This window comes from Sphingobium sp. TCM1 (assembly GCF_001650725.1).
Taxonomy (GTDB): domain Bacteria; phylum Pseudomonadota; class Alphaproteobacteria; order Sphingomonadales; family Sphingomonadaceae; genus Sphingobium.
In genome coordinates, this window is the sequence record NZ_LXVX01000039.1 from 90118 (window position 1) to 107133 (window position 17016).

19 protein-coding genes, 2 tRNA genes and 1 pseudogene are annotated in these 17016 nt (G+C 66.6%); 14 read left to right on the forward strand and 8 right to left on the reverse strand.

Annotated elements, in window-relative coordinates:
- The first annotated feature begins 1 nt into the window (after position 1).
- Together A7Q26_RS20990 and A7Q26_RS20995 are read left to right on the forward strand one after the other, a co-directional pair.
- On the forward strand, positions 2–313 hold the full coding sequence (locus A7Q26_RS20990) for a hypothetical protein (protein ID WP_066864034.1): 312 nt from the start codon (positions 2–4) through the stop codon (positions 311–313).
- Between the two features lie 52 nt (positions 314–365).
- Complete coding sequence (locus A7Q26_RS20995) at positions 366–1031, forward strand: murein L,D-transpeptidase catalytic domain family protein (RefSeq protein WP_066864037.1); 666 nt, start codon at positions 366–368, stop codon at positions 1029–1031.
- A gap of 13 nt (positions 1032–1044) precedes the next feature.
- Here A7Q26_RS20995 and A7Q26_RS21000 read toward each other — a convergent pair whose 3' ends face one another.
- The 3 genes from A7Q26_RS21000 to A7Q26_RS21010 form a co-directional block, all read right to left on the reverse strand.
- A complete protein-coding gene (locus A7Q26_RS21000) occupies positions 1045–3327 on the reverse strand; it encodes a glycoside hydrolase family 3 N-terminal domain-containing protein (protein WP_066865211.1) in 2283 nt (760 codons plus the stop codon).
- A gap of 151 nt (positions 3328–3478) precedes the next feature.
- Positions 3479–3554 (reverse strand) — tRNA-Lys (locus A7Q26_RS21005).
- 54 nt (positions 3555–3608) lie between these two features.
- A tRNA-Tyr gene (locus A7Q26_RS21010) sits at positions 3609–3695 on the reverse strand.
- Between the two features lie 105 nt (positions 3696–3800).
- On the opposite strand from A7Q26_RS21010, the gene rlmB reads away from it, so the two are divergent.
- Both rlmB and A7Q26_RS21020 read left to right on the forward strand, forming a co-directional pair.
- Positions 3801–4541 carry a 23S rRNA (guanosine(2251)-2'-O)-methyltransferase RlmB gene (gene rlmB, locus A7Q26_RS21015; protein ID WP_066864040.1) on the forward strand — a complete coding sequence of 247 codons (741 nt, stop codon included), beginning with the start codon at positions 3801–3803 and terminating at the stop codon, positions 4539–4541.
- A gap of 33 nt (positions 4542–4574) precedes the next feature.
- Entirely contained in the window at positions 4575–5321 is a 747-nt protein-coding gene (locus tag A7Q26_RS21020) for a hypothetical protein (protein WP_066864044.1), read from the forward strand.
- Positions 5322–5401: 80 nt separating this feature from the next.
- Here A7Q26_RS21020 and A7Q26_RS21025 read toward each other — a convergent pair whose 3' ends face one another.
- Complete coding sequence (locus A7Q26_RS21025; protein ID WP_066864047.1) at positions 5402–5719, reverse strand: 2Fe-2S iron-sulfur cluster-binding protein; 318 nt, start codon at positions 5717–5719, stop codon at positions 5402–5404.
- Positions 5720–5794: 75 nt separating this feature from the next.
- Here A7Q26_RS21025 and A7Q26_RS21030 point away from each other — a divergent pair, with 75 nt between their 5' ends.
- Genes A7Q26_RS21030 through A7Q26_RS21040 form a run of 3 tightly spaced genes read left to right on the forward strand, consistent with a single transcriptional unit; the run spans position 5795 to position 7167 of the window.
- Positions 5795–6412 carry a DNA-3-methyladenine glycosylase family protein gene (locus A7Q26_RS21030; protein ID WP_066864050.1) on the forward strand — a complete coding sequence of 206 codons (618 nt, stop codon included), beginning with the start codon at positions 5795–5797 and terminating at the stop codon, positions 6410–6412.
- A gap of 2 nt (positions 6413–6414) precedes the next feature.
- Positions 6415–6633: a DUF2188 domain-containing protein gene (locus tag A7Q26_RS21035; protein WP_066864053.1), complete on the forward strand. Its 219-nt coding sequence runs from the start codon at positions 6415–6417 to the stop codon at positions 6631–6633.
- A gap of 51 nt (positions 6634–6684) precedes the next feature.
- Positions 6685–7167, forward strand: a complete 483-nt coding sequence (locus A7Q26_RS21040) for a response regulator (protein ID WP_084439256.1) — start codon at positions 6685–6687, stop codon at positions 7165–7167.
- Here A7Q26_RS21040 and A7Q26_RS21045 read toward each other — a convergent pair.
- A complete protein-coding gene (locus A7Q26_RS21045) occupies positions 7115–8641 on the reverse strand; it encodes a sensor histidine kinase (protein WP_066864056.1) in 1527 nt (508 codons plus the stop codon). The two genes, A7Q26_RS21040 and A7Q26_RS21045, sit on opposite strands and share 53 nt — an antisense overlap.
- Positions 8634–9917 (reverse strand): UDP-N-acetylglucosamine 1-carboxyvinyltransferase, encoded by a 1284-nt coding sequence (gene murA, locus A7Q26_RS21050; RefSeq protein ID WP_066864059.1) that lies wholly within the window; start codon positions 9915–9917, stop codon positions 8634–8636. Before murA ends, A7Q26_RS21045 begins: the two co-directional genes overlap by 8 nt.
- Positions 9918–10116: 199 nt before the next feature.
- Here murA and A7Q26_RS21055 point away from each other — a divergent pair, with 199 nt between their 5' ends.
- Entirely contained in the window at positions 10117–10851 is a 735-nt protein-coding gene (locus tag A7Q26_RS21055) for a Crp/Fnr family transcriptional regulator (RefSeq protein ID WP_066864062.1), read from the forward strand.
- A 22-nt stretch (positions 10852–10873) separates the two neighbouring features.
- Here A7Q26_RS21055 and A7Q26_RS21060 read toward each other — a convergent pair whose 3' ends face one another.
- Entirely contained in the window at positions 10874–11143 is a 270-nt protein-coding gene (locus A7Q26_RS21060) for a hypothetical protein (protein ID WP_232313887.1), read from the reverse strand.
- Positions 11140–11706: an HNH endonuclease gene (locus A7Q26_RS21065; RefSeq protein ID WP_066864064.1), complete on the reverse strand. Its 567-nt coding sequence runs from the start codon at positions 11704–11706 to the stop codon at positions 11140–11142. The genes A7Q26_RS21060 and A7Q26_RS21065 overlap by 4 nt, the downstream gene beginning before the upstream one ends.
- A 96-nt stretch (positions 11707–11802) precedes the next feature.
- Here A7Q26_RS21065 and gluQRS point away from each other — a divergent pair, with 96 nt between their 5' ends.
- From gluQRS to egtD, 6 genes and pseudogenes are all read left to right on the forward strand, one after another.
- The gene (gene gluQRS / locus A7Q26_RS21070) at positions 11803–12720 is read left to right on the forward strand and encodes a tRNA glutamyl-Q(34) synthetase GluQRS (protein ID WP_084439257.1); all 918 of its coding nucleotides are present in this window, start codon (positions 11803–11805) and stop codon (positions 12718–12720) included.
- A gap of 10 nt (positions 12721–12730) precedes the next feature.
- Entirely contained in the window at positions 12731–12967 is a 237-nt protein-coding gene (locus A7Q26_RS21075) for a twin transmembrane helix small protein (protein WP_066864066.1), read from the forward strand.
- A 99-nt stretch (positions 12968–13066) separates the two neighbouring features.
- Complete coding sequence (locus A7Q26_RS21080; RefSeq protein ID WP_066864069.1) at positions 13067–13636, forward strand: cob(I)yrinic acid a,c-diamide adenosyltransferase; 570 nt, start codon at positions 13067–13069, stop codon at positions 13634–13636.
- 127 nt (positions 13637–13763) lie between these two features.
- A pseudogene (locus A7Q26_RS21085) lies at positions 13764–14617 on the forward strand (GGDEF domain-containing protein).
- An 85-nt stretch (positions 14618–14702) separates the two neighbouring features.
- Positions 14703–15971: an ergothioneine biosynthesis protein EgtB gene (gene egtB / locus A7Q26_RS21090; protein WP_066864072.1), complete on the forward strand. Its 1269-nt coding sequence runs from the start codon at positions 14703–14705 to the stop codon at positions 15969–15971.
- Between the two features lie 4 nt (positions 15972–15975).
- On the forward strand, positions 15976–16935 hold the full coding sequence (gene egtD / locus A7Q26_RS21095; protein WP_066864075.1) for an L-histidine N(alpha)-methyltransferase: 960 nt from the start codon (positions 15976–15978) through the stop codon (positions 16933–16935).
- Positions 16936–17016: the final 81 nt, after the last annotated feature.

The following is a 17016-nucleotide window of genomic DNA, read 5'->3' on the forward strand; positions in this document are numbered from 1 at the left end:
CATGCGCAAATATGCCCTGATCGCCCTTGCCGGCGCGCTGACCCTGGCCGCCTGCGGCAGACAAGAAGAGGAGGCTCCGGCGACCAACAATCTGGTCGAGCCGCCGGTCGAGAATGTAATCATTGAGGAACCCGAGGCGCCGTTGTCCGAACCGCAGAACAACGCGGTCGCGACTCCGGCCGCGCCACCGCCGACCGTATCGGAGGAACAGCAGATACTGGACGATGCCGAAGCGACCGGCATGACGTCGCGCCTGCCCCAGGACGGCGAGCAGAGCCAGCCGGTGGGCGAAGCGAGCGGCACGGGCGAATGAGTCTGTTCGCCCCGGTCTTCAACCGGGGCGCCAGCTTTGCTATATTGCTCCAATGGATCGCCGTAATTTCACGAAGTTCGCTTTGAGCGGACTCGCCTTTTCGTTTCTGCCCGACAGCATGGGCCGCGCCGCGCTGCCCATCGCTCCCGAACCCGTGAGCCCCGCGCCGGTTCCCGCTACGCCGCGCCCGGCGCCGCAAAAACCCTATGCGGCGCTGCTGGAACGGGCCAGGGCGGCGCTGGACCGTCATGCCCATCATTTCGCGCTGCGCGACCGGGTGGCGATCGTCGACTTCGACGCGCCGTCGAAGGACATGCGGATGCATATCGTCGACCTTATCAGCGGCCAGGCCAACAGCTATCTGGTGTCCCATGGCCGCGGGTCCGACCCCGGCCATTCGGGATGGCTGCACAGCTTTTCCAACGAGTTCGATTCGCTCGCCAGCAGTTCCGGCGCTTTCCGGACGGGCGAGATGTATGTCGGCCAGCATGGCCGGTCGATGCGCCTGCTGGGCCTCGACCCGCAGAACAGCAATGCCGAGGCACGCGCCATCGTCGTCCATGGCGCCGATTATGTGAGCGAGGACCATGTCGCCGCCTGGGGCAAGTGCGGCCGGTCCGAAGGCTGTTTCGCGGTCGCCCCGCACATCGTGCCGCAGGTGCTGGGGCTGCTGGGTCCGGGGCGGATGCTCTATGCGGACAAGCTCGGCAAGGGCTGAGCCACAGGAGCCGTCAGCCGCCTGCGGGCGACGGCGCAGGCATGTCGGCATAAAGGGTGAACTGCGCGTGCAGGCCGCCGACCGACGATGATCCCACCCACAGGTCGAACAGGCCCGGCTCCGCGATCCGGCGGTTGCGGGCGCCGACAAATTCGAGATCGGTGCGCGACAGGGAGAAGCGGACGATCCGGCTGTCGCCCGGTGCCAGGGTGACGCGCGCCATGCGCTTGAGTTCGCGAATCGGACGCGTGCGGCTGGCGACGCGGTCGCGAATATAGAGCTGGACGACTTCGCTGCCCTTGCGCCCGCCCGCATTGGTGACGCGCACGGTAATCTCGATCGCAGAATCCCAGCGCAGCGCGCTGTCCGACAGCTTCAGCCGGTCGAGCGCGAAATCGGTGTAGCTGAGGCCGTGGCCGAAGGGGAAGCGGGCGCTGTTGTCGGTGGTGGTGTAGCGCGCCTTATATTCGGTGCGATCGTCCACCACCGGACGGCCGGTGGACTTGCGATCGTAGAAGAATGGCTCCTGCCCGCTTTCCCAAGGGAAGCTGACGGGCAGCTTGCCCGACGGATCGACCCTGCCGAGCAGGATGTCGGCGATGGCGTGGCCGGCCTCGCTCCCCAGGAACCAGGTTGCGAGGATCGCCTGCGCGTCGGCGACTCCGCCATGCAGGGCCAGCGCGCGGCCATGGCGCAGAAGGATGACGACGGGCTTGCCGGTGGCGACCACCGCGTCCGCCAGGGCCTGCTGTGCGGCGGGAATGTCGATGACGGTGCGCGACTGGGCCTCGCCCGACATGGCTTGCGATTCACCGATGGCGAGCAGGACGATGTCTGCCGCCTTCGCCGCCGTCACCGCCTGCGCGATGCCGCCGTCGATCGCGCCGCTGATGTCGCTGCCGCGCGTGACGCTGAGTTTCGCGGCATCCGGCAGCGCCGCGCGCAGGCCGGTGGCGATGTCGACGCCCTTGCCCGGATCGCCGTAAAAGGCCCAGGGGCCGTAGAGATTGGCCGTGTCCTCCGCGAACGGCCCGATCAGGGCGATGCTCTGCCCCTTGGCCGGGTCGATCGGCAGGACGCCCGCATTCTTGAGCAGCACGACCGAGCGCGCGGCCGCCTCGCGCGCCAGGCCGCGGTGGGCCGCTGTGTAGATGCGCGTCTGTTCCGCTTCCGCGTTGAGCGAGCGATAGGGATTGTCGAACAGCCCGATCGCGGCCTTTACATAGAGAATGCGGCGCACGGCGACGTCGACCGTGCCCATCGGCACCGCGCCGCTCTTCACCAGTTCGGGGAGGTAGCGGATGAAGAGGCCGCTCTGCATCGACATATCGACCCCGGCGAGGACGGCGAGGCGGGCGGCATCGCGCGCATCCTCCGCAAAGCCGTGGGCGACCAGTTCCTCGTCGGCGGTGTAGTCGGAAAAGACGAAGCCGCGAAACTGCATCTCGCCGCGCAATATGTCGGTGAGCAGTTCGCCGTCGGCGGTGGCGGGCACGCCGTTGATCTCGTTGAAGGCGGCCATGGTGGTCAGCGCGCCGGCGGCGAAAGCCTGCCCGAAGGGGGGCAGATGGGTTTCGCGCAGCGTCTCCTCGCTGATGTCGACATTGCCATATTCGAGCCCGGCGGCGACCGCGCCATAGGCGGCAAAATGCTTGGGGCAGGCGAGCAGCGAATCATCGCGGCGCAAGTCGCGGCCCTGGAAGCCGCGGATGCGGGCGGCCGAGAGCAGGCCAGTGAGGGTCACGTCCTCCCCCGCCCCTTCGACCACGCGGCCCCAGCGCTGGTCGCGGGCGACATCCACCATCGGCGCGAAGGTGAGATGAAGGCCGGCGGCAGTGGCTTCCACGGCCATGGCGCGCGCGGTGCGCTGGCACAGGTCGGGATCGAAGCTGGAGGCTTCGGCGAGCGGCACGGGAAAGATGGTCTTGAGGCCATGGATTACGTCCCCGGCGAACAGCAGGGGGATGCCGAGGCGGCTGTCCCTGACCGCGATGTCCTGCGCCCGTCGCGCGCCGGCGACGCCGATGCCGTTGAACAGGCACCCGACCCGGCCCTTGCGGATTTCCTCGGCCAGCCGTTTTTCGTCCTGGATGCCGGCCTGGGGGTTGGGCGGGTTGAAGGGGCGGAACGAGTCGGCAAGGCAGGTCATCTGCCCGGCCTTCTCCTCGATCGTCATCTTGGAGATGAGGGCGTCGACCCGCTCGACATCGGTCTGCGCCAGCGCGCGGCGCGGCAGGCCAAGCGCGAAGGCGCCGCCGAGCGTGCGGATCAGAAGGTCGCGACGGTCAAGGGTCATGCAGGGGACGGGATAACCAGGATAGGATGAACGGAGATTGTCCGGCGAACGTCCCGATGGCGATTTCGTTTCCATGCGGCAAGGCGCGTGCGGCGCGCCGCCCCTCGTCCGCGACATGCGGGCGAAGCTATCATCATCCCAAGGAAGGTGGTGGTGGACGCACTAGGGCTCGAACCTAGGACCCGCTGATTAAGAGTCAGCTGCTCTACCAACTGAGCTATGCGTCCACACTGGCCTGTTTCCAGTCCCGTAAGGGGCCGGCTGCATCGGGCCCGATGCAGTGGTGGACAGGGCTGGATTCGAACCAGCGTACGGGAAACCCGGGCAGATTTACAGTCTGCTGCCTTTAACCACTCGGCCACCTGTCCAGTGCCCTGCGCAGTGAAGAATTTGCGTTCCCCGCCGCGCTGGAGGCGGCTCAATGGCGAAAGGAGGCTTGCCTGTCAATGGGGTGATGTGAAAAGAGCGCGAACATGAAAAAAGGTCATCGCTCCGCCAAGCCCAAGGGCGCCTTCCCGCGCTTCTATGGACGCCACGCCGTCATCGCGGCGCTCGCCAACCCGAACCGCACCGTGCGCAAGATCTGGGGGACGCGCGAGGCGCTGAACCAGCTCGATCTGCCGCCGGTGCTGCCGATCGTCTATTCCGACGTCGCCGACATGGGGCGGATGGTGCCGTCCGACGCGCCGCATCAGGGTATCGTCGCCGAAGTCGAGCCGCTGGACGATGTCTGGCTGGGCGAAATCCTGGAAGAAGGACAGGATGACAAGCGGCCGATCCTGGTGCTGGACCAGGTGACGGACCCGCATAATGTCGGCGCGATCCTGCGCTCCGCCGCCGCGTTCGACGCGCTCTGCATCGTGACTCAGGACCGGCACGCGCCGCCCGAATCGGGCGTCCTGGCGCGCGCGGCGTCCGGCGCGCTGGAAATCGTGCCCTGGGTCCGCGTCGTGAACCTCGCTCGCGCGCTCGATGAGATCGCCGAAGCGGGTTACTGGCGAATCGGGCTGGATGGCGATTCGGACACGCATCTGAGCGAAGCGATCGGCGAATCGCGCGTGGCGCTGGTGCTGGGAGCCGAGGGCGAAGGGCTGCGCCACAACAGCATGGCGCATTGCGACATTATCGCTAAGCTGCCGATCAGCCCGCGCATGGAGAGCCTGAACGTCTCGAACGCCGCGGCCATCGCCCTCTACGCCGCGACCAACCGGTAACGGCCTGAGCGGGCCAAGGGGGGAGCTTCGCCGATGAATCGCCTGTATCGCATTGCCGGGGCGCTGTGCGGCCTGCTCGCCCTGTCGGCCTGCCTGGTGACGCCGGGCAAGTTCGAATCGAGCCTGGACATCCGCGCCGACCGAAGCTTCACCTTCGCCTACAAGGGCGAGATACTGGCGTCGGACATGGGCAAGGAGGCGCTGACGGGCGGTTCGACATCCTCGGACGAGGAAGCGCCCGAGGGCGAGGTCGAAAATGCCCCGACCCTGTTGCCGATCGCGGCGCAGGATGAGGATTTCAGCGACAAGACGGGGAATGGCGCCAAGGGCGACGAGGCGCAGATGCAGGCGGTGGCCGCCGCGCTGTCCAGGGAAAAGGGCTTCCGTTCCGCCCGCTATGTCGGGAATCACAAGTTCGAGATCGATTATGCGATCACTGGCAGGCTGACCCACGCCTTCCTCTTCCCCTTCAACATCGACGCGCAGATCGTACTGCCCTTCGTCGCGGTGGAGATGCGGGGCGAAGACCGGGTGCGGGTGAAGGCGCCGGGATTCGCCAACGGCTTCGACAAGAGCCAGGGACCGGGCGGCATGGGCGGCGCGGGCGACGAAGCGGCCAAGGCGCTCGACGGCCGCTTCACGCTCACCACCGACGCCGAGATCGTCAGCCAGAATCAGGAGGAAGGGGCCCAGTCGACACCCCAAGGCAAGCGGATCGTCTGGACCATCACGCCGCTGACCGGCGAAGCGCCCGCAGCCACGCTGCGGGTGCGGCCCTGATGTGACGGGCGACGCCGGACGACGCACCGGCCTGGCCCCGGACGGGCGCACGGACCGGTGCGGCTATCTTGAAAAAGGACTCAGTCTTCCGGCGCGATGGTGACGCGCAGACCGTCCAGCGCGTCGCTCAGCACCAGCTGGCAGGACAGGCGGCTGCTGTCGTTGCGATGGTCTGAGCTGTCGAGCAGGTCGTTCTCGTCCTCCGTCATCGCGGGCAGCGCGTCGGCGAAGGCGGGGTCGACATAGATGTGGCAGGTCGCGCAGGAGCAGCAGCCGCCGCACAGGGCCAGCAGTTCGTCAAAGCCGTTGTCGCGGATGACTTCCATCACCGACAGGCCGTTGTCGCCATCGACAGCCTGTTCCTCACCCGCACGGTTGACCACGATCAGTTTCGGCATCTATCCAGTCCCCTCGAATTTTCTCCGCCGCTCTGACGGAGAGACGCGGGGAAATCAAGGGCTGGACGGAAACACATGGTCATGACCGCAGATCAGCTCCGCACCAGCCTGGACGCGATCGCCGCGCTGGAGCCGGGATTCGTCGCCGCGATCGCGCGGGTTGGCTACCCCCAGCCGCGCGTCCGCCAGCCGGGTTATGAAACGCTGCTGCGTACCATCGTCGGCCAGCAGGTCAGCGTGGCGGCGGCGGCGGCGGTGTGGCGCAAGCTGGAGGCGGAACTGGGCGATGGCTGCGCCCCGCAAGAGCTGCTGGCGCGCGATTTCGATGCGCTGCGTGCGTGTGGCCTGTCACGGCAGAAGCAGGGCTATGCCCGGAGCCTCGCCGAACTGGTGCTGTCGGGCGCGCTCGACCTGCACGCGCTGCCGCAGGATGACGAGGAGGCGATCGCGCAGTTGGTGCGGATCAAGGGGATCGGGCGCTGGTCGGCGGAAATCTACCTGCTGTTCGCCGAAGGACGGCCCGACATATGGCCGGCGGGCGACCTGGCAGTGCAGATCGAGGTGGGGCGCATATTGGGCCTGCCCGAACGGCCGAGCGAAAAACTGACTCGCCAGGTCGCCGAAGCCTGGCGCCCGCATCGCGGCGCCGCCGCGATCATGGCCTGGCACCATTATAATACCGAGGTTCTGTAATCATGCCCCTGCCCCATGCCCGTTACATCGTCGTCGCCCATGAGGGCGCGTGGAAGATCAACCTGGACAATAAATATTACGGCCCCTTCCCGACCCAGGCGGAAGCGGTCGACAGCGCAACCGGCACGGCGAAGAAGGCGGCCGAGGCGGGCTATCCCGCCTCCGTGCTGCTCATGCAGGGGACCGTATTCGAGACGATGTGGACCAGCGTCGCCGAATGACCTGTTCTTTGGGGCAGGTTATCCCCTATTTTTGTGCGGTGCGGGAACCGAATGGCGGCTGCGGCTTTTATCGCCTCCAGGTTTCACGGGCTTAAAGGCATGAGCAAGAAGGTTCTGATCGTAGAAGACGAGATTTTCGTCGCGCTGGAAATCGAGCAGATCGTCGAGGACGCCGGTTTCGATGTCGGGGCGATCGCGGCCGATCGCGCGGCAGCGCTGGAATCGGCCGCTTCGTGCGACATTGCGCTGGTCGACCTCAATCTGCGCGACGGGCCGACCGGCCCGCAGATCGGGATGGAACTGGCCAGCCGTCACGGCATCCGCGTAATCTATGTGACGGCCAATCCCTCTCAGATCGGAGAGGCGTCGGTGGCGGCTCTGGGCGTCATCACCAAGCCTTTCCGCCCGCACAGCATTTCCGCGGCGCTGAAGCTGGCGGCGGCCGACGAGCCGGCGCTGCACGACGCCGACATTGCCGGCTTTACGCCCTTCCCGCCGCCCGGCTCATGGAACGGGATGGAATCCAGAGGCTGATTCGCAGGCCGTCGGGCTGCCAGTCACGGGTCATGCGACCGCCCAGCTGCCGCTCGACGCTGAGCGTCATCAACCGGCTGCCGAACCCCTCGCCCCCCGTCGGGGAAACGACCGGCCCGCCTTCTTCCCGCCAGTCGATGCGGACGTCATCGCCTTCCATCGCGACGTGGAGATGGATGCGGCCGTCCGCGACCGACAGGGCGCCATATTTGGCGGCATTGGTCGCCAGTTCGTGGAACAGCAGCGCAAGCGGCGTCGCGGAACGATCGTCAATGCGCGGGTCTTCGCCCGACAACTGGATGCGCGCGCCATCGGCACTGCGATAGGGCGCGAAAATCTGATCGAGAATGCCCCATAAATGCCCCTCGCCCGCGCCCAGTTGCGGTGCGGATTCGGCGCTGTGGGGACGGACGAAATCATGGGCGCGACCCAGCGCCAGGATGCGGTCGCGCAGATCCTGCGCCACGTCCGCAATTTCGGGATGCTGGCGCGCGGACAGGCCGATGAGGCCTGCGATCACCGAAAAGATATTCTTGATCCGGTGCGAGAGTTCATGCGCGATCATCTCGCGCTCTTCCATCATCAGCTTCTGTTCGTGAATTTCGGTGCAGGTGCCGATCCAGCGCGTGATCGCACCGTTCGCATCCCGAATCGGCAGAGCCCGTCCCAGCGTCCAGCGATAATCCCCGCTGCGATGACGCAGGCGATATTCGATCTCATAAGGTTCGCCGGTGGCAAGGCTGTGGCGCCATCTTTCCCACGCGATCGGCTGGTCGTCGGGATGGAACATGCCGTTCCAGGCCTCGCCATCGGTCGACCCCACGGGCACACCGGTATATTCATACCAGCGCGCGTTGTAATAATCATGATAGCCGTCGGGCAGCGTCGACCAGACCATCTGCGGCATGGTGTCGGCCAGGGTGCGGAACATGCGGTCGCTGTCGGCGACGGCCACCGCATCCTGCCGCTGCTGCCGGATGATGTCGCGATCCCGGCGGCGCCCTTCCAGCTCCACCATCACCTGGCGGGCCAGCAGGGCCAGCCCCTGCCTCTGAAGCGGGGTGAGGTCGGGACGCGGATCAGTGTCGATCACGCAGAGCGCGCCGAGCGGTTCGCCATCGTCGTCCACCAGCGGGGCGCCGGCATAGAAGCGGATATGGGGGGAGCCGGTGACGAGCGCATTTTCGGCGAAGCGCGGATCTGCGCTCGCATCGGGCACGACGAAGATATCGTCCCCCAGCATGGCGAGCGCACAGAAGGACACATCGCGGGGAGTTTCCTCGGCATCGAGGCCAGTCCGGGCCAGGAAACGCTGGCGCACATCCTCCACGATGCTGACGAGCGCGATCGGCGCATCGCACAGCTGCGCCGCGAAGGCGGTGATGTCGTCCAGGGTGCGAAAGCCGCCGGTGTCGAGATCATAGAGCGCCAGCAGCGCCCCGCGATCCGTCGCCAGCCCGCGCCCCTCAGCCATCACCGACCCGTTCGATGTCGGCGCCGACGGCCGACAGCTTTTCTTCCAGCCGTTCATAGCCGCGATCGAGATGATAGACGCGATTGACCTGCGTCTCGCCCTCTGCCGCCAGGCCGGCGAGGATGAGGCTCATCGAGGCGCGCAGGTCGGTCGCCATCACCGGCGCGCCGACCAGCTTCGATACGCCGCGAACCACCGCCGTGCGGCCGTTGACGGCAATATCCGCGCCCATGCGCGCCAGTTCGGGAACGTGCATGTAGCGATTTTCGAAGATCGTCTCGGTCAGCACCGACGCGCCGTCGGCCAGCGTCAGCATCGCCATGAACTGCGCCTGCATGTCGGTCGGGAAGGCCGGGAAAGGCGCGGTCGACAGCGTCAGGGGCTTGAGCCTGCCGTCGGAGGAAACGCGGATGCCGTCGCGATGGACATCGACCTGGACACCTGCATCGCGCAGGGCGGCAAGGATCGCGTGCATGTCGTCGGCATTGGCGCCTATCAGATCGAGCGAGCCGCCGGTAATCGCAGCGGCGCAGGCATAGCTGCCCGCCTCGATCCGGTCCGGCATCACGCTGTACGTCGCGCCATGCAGCCGGTCGCGGCCATGGACGATCAGCTTGTCGCTGCCGATCCCCTCGATATCCGCGCCCATCGCGACCAGTAATTTGCACAGGTCGACGATTTCCGGTTCGCGGGCGGCATTTTCGAGGGTGCAGGTGCCCTTCGCCAGCACCGCGGCCATCAGCGCATTTTCCGTGGCGCCCACCGACACCACCGGGAAAGTGTAGATGCCGCCCGGCAGGCCGCCGTCCGGCGCGCTGGCGCGGACATAGCCGGCGGTGAGCTCGATCTTCGCGCCGAAGGCTTCGAGCGCCTTCAGGTGCAGGTCGATCGGACGGTTGCCGATGGCGCAGCCCCCCGGCAGCGACACCCGCGCCTCGCCCGCGCGGGCGAGCAGCGGGCCGAGCACCAGGATCGAGGCGCGCATCTTGCGCACGATGTCATAGGGCGCCTCGGTCGAGGTGACGCGCCCCGCGCGCATCGTCATGACGCGGCCGAAATCCTCCGGCCGGGCGCCTTCGATCATGGTCGATACGCCCAACTGGTTCAGAAGATGGCCGAAACTGTCAACGTCGGCGAGGCGCGGCAGGTTGCGCAGCGTCACCGGCTCGTCGGTCAGCAAGGCGCAGGGCAGCAGCGTCAGAGCCGCGTTCTTGGCGCCGGAAATGGGAAGGCGGCCGCTCAATGCTTTGCCGCCGCGAATATCAATGCGGTCCATCGGACAGGGTTAATAGCGGCAAACGCGCGGCGCGCAAGGCGGCTGAGCGGCCATGTCCCGCCCGCCCGCCGAACCGGTGAAACAATATTGCCATGCTTCGCCCGAGATTGATCGAGTTTAGTGCAGAAGCTGAAAATGCAGCCAAAAGGCGCCTGGGGCGTTTTGCCATCGTAACGAGAAACTTTGAGAAGAAGGTGTATTGGTGGCAACAAGTTGTTTCGCGGAAAGACTGACACGCCATGTGCCGTTGTCCGACGCGGAAAAGACGGCATTGGCGAAGTTGGAGGAAAATCCCCGCAAGGTGAAGCGCGGCGCGATGATTCAGCGCGTCAACGACACCGTGACGGAGTTGTTCGTGCTGCGCGAAGGCCGGGTGATGAGCTTCGTCATCCTGCCTGACGGCAGCCGGCAGATATTGCGGGTCTACTTCCCCGGCGATTTCATAGGATCGGCGAGCACGATCTACAGTCGAGCGCCGGAATCCCTGGTCGCGCTGTCCGATGCGGTCATCTGTCCGTTCGACAAACATGCTCTGCGGCGGCTGCTGGAAGAATATCCGCGCGTCGCCGCGCTGCTGTTCCTGCTGTCCAACGCCGAGCGGGTGGCGATGACCGACCGGCTCGCCTCGCTGGGGCGGACATCGGCCAAGGCGCGGGTCGCCGCCTTCCTGCTCGACATGTTCGACCGGCTGCGCGTAACCGACGACCGCATTACCGACAGTTTCGACCTGAAGCTGACCCAGGAGGAAATCGGCGATTCGATCGGCCTGACATCCGTCCATGTGAACCGGATGATCCGGCAGATGGAGCAGGAGGGGCTGATCAGCCGGTCGAACGGCCGCATCACCTTGCTCGACCTGGAGCGGCTGGAGGATATCGGCCATTATACCAACCGGCACAAGGACATGGATCTGGACTGGTTGCCCGTCGGCTGAAGCCGGGCGGAGGGGCTTTGACCTATTTCGTCGGCTCGCGGGCGACAGGGGCGAAGCAGCGTTCGCAGCGGCGCCAGCAGGTGACGCCGGGCATGACCAGGGCCGGTTGCAGGCCGCGTTCGGGATAGAGGCCCATCAGGACGGCGGGCGACACCCCCTCCGGCGCGGCGCGGCTGTGGCACATCAAGCAGTAGCGGACATATTTGGCGCGGGTAAGACCGCTATGATCGGCCTGCGCCTGCGCCACGCCGGGAAGGATGAGGAGCAGCGCGAGCACCCACCGCGCGATCACGCCAGCAGCTCGACATCCCAATAGAGCCAGTCATGCCAGCTTTCATGCAGATAGCCGGGCGGGAAGGCGCGGCCATGTTCCAGCAATTGCCAGCTGGTGGGCCGGATCGGCTGGACATGCAGTTGCATCCCCGCCTCCCTGGGTGTGCGGCCGCCCTTCTTGAGGTTGCACGGCGAACAGGCGGTGGCGACATTTTCCCATGTCGTTCGTCCGCCCGCCCGGCGCGGCACGACATGGTCGAAGGTCAGGTCGCTGGTCTTGCCGCAATATTGGCAGGCGAACTTGTCACGCAGGAACAGGTTGAAGCGGGTGAAGGCGGGATGTTCGGAGGGCTTCACATATTGCTTGAGCGCGATGACCGACGGGATCTTCATTTGCAGGCTGGGGCTGTGAACCTCTCGCTCGTAGCTGGCGATGATGTCCACCCGATCCAAAAAAACCGCCTTGATGGCGGTTTGCCAGGGCCAGAGGCTCAAGGGATAATAGCTGAGCGGCGTGTAGTCAGCGTTCAGCACCAGCGCCGGACAGTTTTCCGGGTGTCGTATCAGGTCGGGATGGTACATAGAAAAACCTTCTACCCCCTTGCCGACGCTGCTGATCCACCAGCAACGTGACATCCGCATGACAGCATTAACGAATATCATCCGTCAAGAGCCTGTATGACCGAGCCTGCCGCCCCACAGCATATGGTGACTCGCTTCGCGCCAAGCCCCACCGGTCGACTGCATGTCGGCCATGGCTGGTCCGCGCTGCTGGCCATGGACATGGCGCGCGCGGCGGGTGGGCAATTCCGGCTGCGGATCGAGGACATCGACGGCACCCGCAGCCGCCCGGAGCATGTGGCCGGCATCGTGGAGGATCTGCGCTGGCTGGGGGTGGCATGGGACGGAGAGATCGTCTTCCAGTCGCAGCGGCTGGATCGCTATGCGGCCGCGCTCGACCAGCTACGCGGCTTAGGGCTCCTCTATCCCTGTTTCTGCACCCGCGCCGATATCCAGGCGAGCCTGACCGCGCCCCACGGACCGGAGGGGCCGGTCTATCCGGGGACATGCCAGGCGCTGAGCGCGGCGGAACGGGCGCAGCGGATCGCGGCGGGGGAAGCCCATGCCTGGCGGATCGACATGGGCAAGGCGGCTGCGCGGGTGGAGACCCTGAAATGGGCCGCCCTCTCCTTTTCCGAAGGACAAAGGGCTTCGACAGGCTCAGTCCGAACGGAAATCGTAATCGACGGCCTCGCCCATGGCGATGTGGTGCTGGCGCGCAAGGATGCGCCGGCGAGCTATCATCTGTCCTGCACGCTGGACGATGCCGCGATGGGCGTGACCCATGTCCTGCGGGGCGATGACCTGCGCGGGGCCACCGACATCCACCGGTTGCTCCAGGCGCTGCTCGACCTCCCCTCCCCGGCCTATATCCACCACCCGCTGCTGGTCGGGCCGGACGGCCGGCGGCTCGCCAAGCGGGACGGCTCGATCGGGCTGGCCGAACTGCGCGCGCAGGGGATGGCTGCGGAGCGCCTGGCCGATGATCTGCGCGCCGGGCGCTTTCCCATTGGCATCGCGCTCGCAAGCGCCTAGCATCGGCTCCATGCAGACAATCCTCGTCATCGCCCTGATCCTGGCCATGATCGCAACGCTGGTCGCTTTGGTCCGGGGCATCATCGCCTTCCTCCAGACGACCAAGGAGGACCTGAACCGGCCCGAAGGCAGCGGCCCCAGCCCCGCCCGGCTGAAGCAGAACAAGATGATGATGAACCGCATCCTGTTCCAGGCGGCAGCGATCATCATCGTCGCGATCCTGCTGATGGCCAAGGGCAATGGCTGAGGCATCGGGCTCCAGGGGCTGACTCAAATCCGTTCAGGCGAACGGACCAGAGCCATCCGGTCGAGCGCAGGGCATTTTTACGGGGCTGGCGGTAACAGCATGGTCAAGCTGAACAAGATCTACACCCGCACGGGTGATGCCGGCACGACCGGGCTCGTCGACGGATCGCGCCTGCCCAAGCACGCGCCGCGGATGCAGGCGGTGGGTGACGTGGACGAGGCGAACAGCGCCATCGGCCTCGCCATCATCGCCATGGGCGCGCGGCCGGAGACGCGCTGGCTGACCACCATCCAGAACGACCTGTTCGACCTGGGCGCAGACCTGGCGACACCGATCCCCGATGGCGCCGACGAACCATGGGCGCTGCGCATCATCGCCACCCAGGTGACGCGGCTGGAGGAGGAGATCGACGGGATGAACGCCGACCTCGCTCCACTCGACAGCTTCATCCTGCCCGGCGGATCGCAGGCGGCGGCCGCCGTTCACCTGGCCCGCGCGATCACCCGACGGGCCGAGCGCAGCGCCACCGCCGCGGCGGCCGAGGTCGCGATCAACCCGCAGGCGATCGCCTATCTCAACCGCCTGTCCGACCTGCTGTTCGTACTGGCACGGCGGCTGAACGACAATGGCGCCGCCGACGTCAAATGGGTGCCGGGCGCGTCGCGCTGAACCGGCGCATTTCGACTCTCCCGCCGCACGATCCAGCCTGAAGCCCGCCGTTAACCCTGTTTCTTCACCCCCCGTTTAGGCACGAGCCCGGAAACGGTTTGCGGTCGCACCATAAAGGGGGAAAGACGTGCAATTCTACCTCGCCACATCCTTCATCTTTCCGCGCTCGCTTCGCTGCGCCTGTTCGCGCTGTGCTTCGTGGCGACGCACATGCCGTTGCTGGGCTATCTGGCCTGGGGCTTTTCAACCGGCCGGATCGCGCTGGCCGAGTTCGTGCTGCTGACGCTGGCGACGGTCGCGGGCACGGCGGTGGCCCTGCTGGGCATCGGCGCGATGCTCAATCCGATCCAGGCGCTGGCCGAGACGCTGAATCGCGGCGACCGCGCGCCCGCCGCCCTGCCCGAGGTGGGCGACGTGATCCAGACGCTCTATGCCGGGGTCCAGCGCGCCGCCAGCGCCACCCAGGCGCGGATCGACGACCTGCACAATGCCGCGCATGAGGACATGCTGACCGGCGTCGCCAACCGGCGCGGATTCCTGAGCCAGATCGACCGTTTGCCGATCGAGCGGCGCAAGGGCTGTGTCGCGCTGATCGACATCGACTATTTCAAGCGGGTCAACGACCAGCTGGGCCATGACGAGGGCGACCGGGTGCTGGGCGCCTTCGCCGCGCGCCTGACCGCCCAGTTGCGCCGCATCGACATCGTCGCGCGCTGGGGCGGCGAGGAGTTCGCCATCTTCTTCCAGGACAGCATCGAGGATGAGGTCAGCTGGTCGCTGGCGCGGGTCGCCAGCCGGATGCGCAGCGACCCCATCGGCCTGGTGAGCGGCCGGCCGATCAGCTTTTCCGCCGGCATCTGCCGATGGAAGGGCGACGAGCTGGAGGAGGCGCTGCGCCGCGCCGACGAGGCGCTGTACGAGGCGAAGCAGGGCGGCCGTGACCGCATCTGCCGCGCCGCCCCGCTGTTGCAGGAGGTGTGAACTTAGGGGCAGGCCGGAACCCCCGGCCGGTTCATGCGCTTATTTCCGGTGAGAGAACGGTGCGACCGTATCGGAAAGGGCAGCCATGGCCAGAAGCTGGACAGACGCCCGGCAGGATGATCTGGAAGAGCGCTACCGCGCGGTGCGGGCGCTCAGCGAGGCGCTGACTGCACCTCTCTCTGACGGCGACGCGACGGTCCAGTCGATGCCCGATGCGTCTCCGGCCAAATGGCATCTGGCGCATGTCAGCTGGTTTTTCGAGACCTTCGTCCTGCGCGACCATGTCGCCGGGTACCAGCCGTTCGATCCGCGCTACGCCTTCCTCTTCAACAGCTATTACGAGGCGGAGGGCGCGCGCCATGCCCGGCCGTTGCGGGGCATGTTGACGCGGCCGTCGCTGGCGGAGGTGCGCGCCTATCGCGCCCATGTCGATGCGGCGCTGATCGGCGCGCTGGGGATGCTGCCACAGCCCGCGCGCGCGCTGGTGACGCTGGGCCTGCATCATGAGCAGCAGCATCAGGAATTGCTGCTGACCGACCTGCTCCATCTCTTCTCGCTCAACCCGCTGGAGCCGGCCCTGTTCGAGGCGCCAAGCGCAGCGCCCGTCCATCTGCCCGGCCCGCTCCACTGGATCGAGGGTCGGCAGGGGCTGGTCGAGATCGGCGAAGACGGCCGTGCCGGCTTCGCCTTCGATTGCGAAGGGCCGCGACACAAGGCGCTGCTCCATCCCCATGCGCTGGCGCACCGCCCCATAACCAATGGCGAATGGATCGCCTTCATCGAGGATGGCGGCTATCGCACGGCAACGCACTGGCTGTCGGACGGTTGGGCCTGGGTACAGGCGGACGGGATCGCGGCGCCGCTCTATTGGAAGCGGGGCGAACAGGGCTGGACCCGCTTCGGCCTCGACGGACGGCAACCGGTCAATCCCGCCGCGCCCGTGACGCATATCAGCCTGTACGAGGCGGACGCCTATGCCAGCTGGGCAGGGGCGCGGCTGCCGACCGAGGCGGAATGGGAAAGCGCGGCGCAGAATATCCCCGCGGTGAGCGGTAACCAGCTGGACGGCGCCGCCTGCCCTCGCCCCCGCCCGGCGGAGGACAAGGCTGCGCTGACGCAGATGTTCGGCGACATATGGGAATGGACCGGCAGCGCCTACCGCCCCCATCCCCGGTTCCGCGCGGCGCCCGGCGCGGTCGGCGAATATAATGGCAAGTTCATGTCCGGCCAGTTCGTGCTGAAGGGCGGCAGTTGCGCCACGCCGCGCGGCCATGTGCGGGCCAGCTACCGCAATTTCTTCTACCCCCACCAACGCTGGCAGTTCACCGGGCTGCGGCTGGCGAAGGATCTCTAGACCGATGTTCCTGACAGACGAAGCGCCGATGCGCGCGCGCGCCATCGACCCCGCCTTTCGCCATGACATATTGGACGGGCTTTCGCGCAATCCCAAGGCGACACCGCCCCTCTGGTTCTACGATCGGCGAGGATCGGAACTGTTCGAGGCGATTACCGACCTGCCGGAATATTATCCGACGCGAACCGAGACCGCGCTGCTCAAGGCCCATGGCCCGGACTTCGCGGCGGCGGTCGGCCAGGGGCGCGCGGTGGTGGAGTTCGGCGCGGGCAGCGCGCGCAAGACGCCGCATCTGCTGCGCGCGATCGTTCCGGCCGCCTATGTCCCGATCGACATCAGCGGCGACTTCCTGCACGCGAGCAGCGCGGCGCTGGCGCAGGCTTTCCCCGACCTGCCGGTGCTGCCGCTGGTGGGCGATTTCAACCGGCCGCTGGACCTGCCGGCGGCGATCGAGGGGTTGCCGCGCCTGGGCTTCTTCCCCGGCTCCACCATCGGCAACATGGAGCCGGACGCGGCGGTCGACCTGCTGCGGGCGATGCGCCGGCTGCTGGGCAAGGACGCCATGCTGCTGATCGGCATGGACCGGATCAAGGATCGCGACCGGCTGGTCGCCGCCTATGACGATGCGGCAGGCGTGACGGCGGCGTTCAACCTGAACCTGATAGAAAGGATCAACCGCGAACTGGAAGGCGACCTGCCGATCGACGGCTTCGCCCATCGCGCGATCTGGAATGACCAGAAGGCGCGGATCGAAATGCATCTGGAGGCGGTGCGGCCGCTCCATTTCCATGTCGCGGGCCAATGTTTCCGCATGGACGCGGGCGAGACAATCCATACCGAGAGCAGCCATAAATATGGCCCGCGCGACGAAAGGCTGCTGCTGCGCGCGGGTGGGTGGGAGCCGGTGCGCGAGTGGACCGACGAGGGCGGCCTGTTTACGCTGGTGCTGGCGGAGGCAGGGTGAAGCGGTCGGTCCCGGAGACGACCAGTTGCGGACATCTCGACTGTAATTTAGATTGCCGGATATGCGACAGATCACCCCACG

Bases quoted from the DNA above. Each gene is read 5' to 3' on its own strand.
- gluQRS (WP_084439257.1), top strand. From the start codon at position 11,803: ATGACCGAGCCTGCCGCCCCACAGCATATGGTGACTCGCTTCGCGCCA.
- egtD (WP_066864075.1), top strand. From the start codon at position 15,976: ATGTTCCTGACAGACGAAGCGCCGATGCGCGCGCGCGCCATCGACCCC.
- A7Q26_RS21030 (WP_066864050.1), top strand. From the start codon at position 5,795: ATGGTCATGACCGCAGATCAGCTCCGCACCAGCCTGGACGCGATCGCC.
- A7Q26_RS21035 (WP_066864053.1), top strand. From the start codon at position 6,415: ATGCCCCTGCCCCATGCCCGTTACATCGTCGTCGCCCATGAGGGCGCG.
- A7Q26_RS21040 (WP_084439256.1), top strand. From the start codon at position 6,685: ATGGCGGCTGCGGCTTTTATCGCCTCCAGGTTTCACGGGCTTAAAGGC.
- A7Q26_RS21080 (WP_066864069.1), top strand. From the start codon at position 13,067: ATGGTCAAGCTGAACAAGATCTACACCCGCACGGGTGATGCCGGCACG.
- A7Q26_RS21020 (WP_066864044.1), top strand. From the start codon at position 4,575: ATGAATCGCCTGTATCGCATTGCCGGGGCGCTGTGCGGCCTGCTCGCC.
- egtB (WP_066864072.1), top strand. From the start codon at position 14,703: ATGGCCAGAAGCTGGACAGACGCCCGGCAGGATGATCTGGAAGAGCGC.
- A7Q26_RS21045 (WP_066864056.1), bottom strand. From the start codon at position 8,641: ATGGCTGAGGGGCGCGGGCTGGCGACGGATCGCGGGGCGCTGCTGGCG.
- A7Q26_RS21065 (WP_066864064.1), bottom strand. From the start codon at position 11,706: ATGTACCATCCCGACCTGATACGACACCCGGAAAACTGTCCGGCGCTG.
- A7Q26_RS21000 (WP_066865211.1), bottom strand. From the start codon at position 3,327: ATGACCCTTGACCGTCGCGACCTTCTGATCCGCACGCTCGGCGGCGCC.
- A7Q26_RS21025 (WP_066864047.1), bottom strand. From the start codon at position 5,719: ATGCCGAAACTGATCGTGGTCAACCGTGCGGGTGAGGAACAGGCTGTC.
- A7Q26_RS20990 (WP_066864034.1), top strand. From the start codon at position 2: ATGCGCAAATATGCCCTGATCGCCCTTGCCGGCGCGCTGACCCTGGCC.
- A7Q26_RS21075 (WP_066864066.1), top strand. From the start codon at position 12,731: ATGCAGACAATCCTCGTCATCGCCCTGATCCTGGCCATGATCGCAACG.
- murA (WP_066864059.1), bottom strand. From the start codon at position 9,917: ATGGACCGCATTGATATTCGCGGCGGCAAAGCATTGAGCGGCCGCCTT.
- A7Q26_RS20995 (WP_066864037.1), top strand. From the start codon at position 366: ATGGATCGCCGTAATTTCACGAAGTTCGCTTTGAGCGGACTCGCCTTT.
- rlmB (WP_066864040.1), top strand. From the start codon at position 3,801: ATGAAAAAAGGTCATCGCTCCGCCAAGCCCAAGGGCGCCTTCCCGCGC.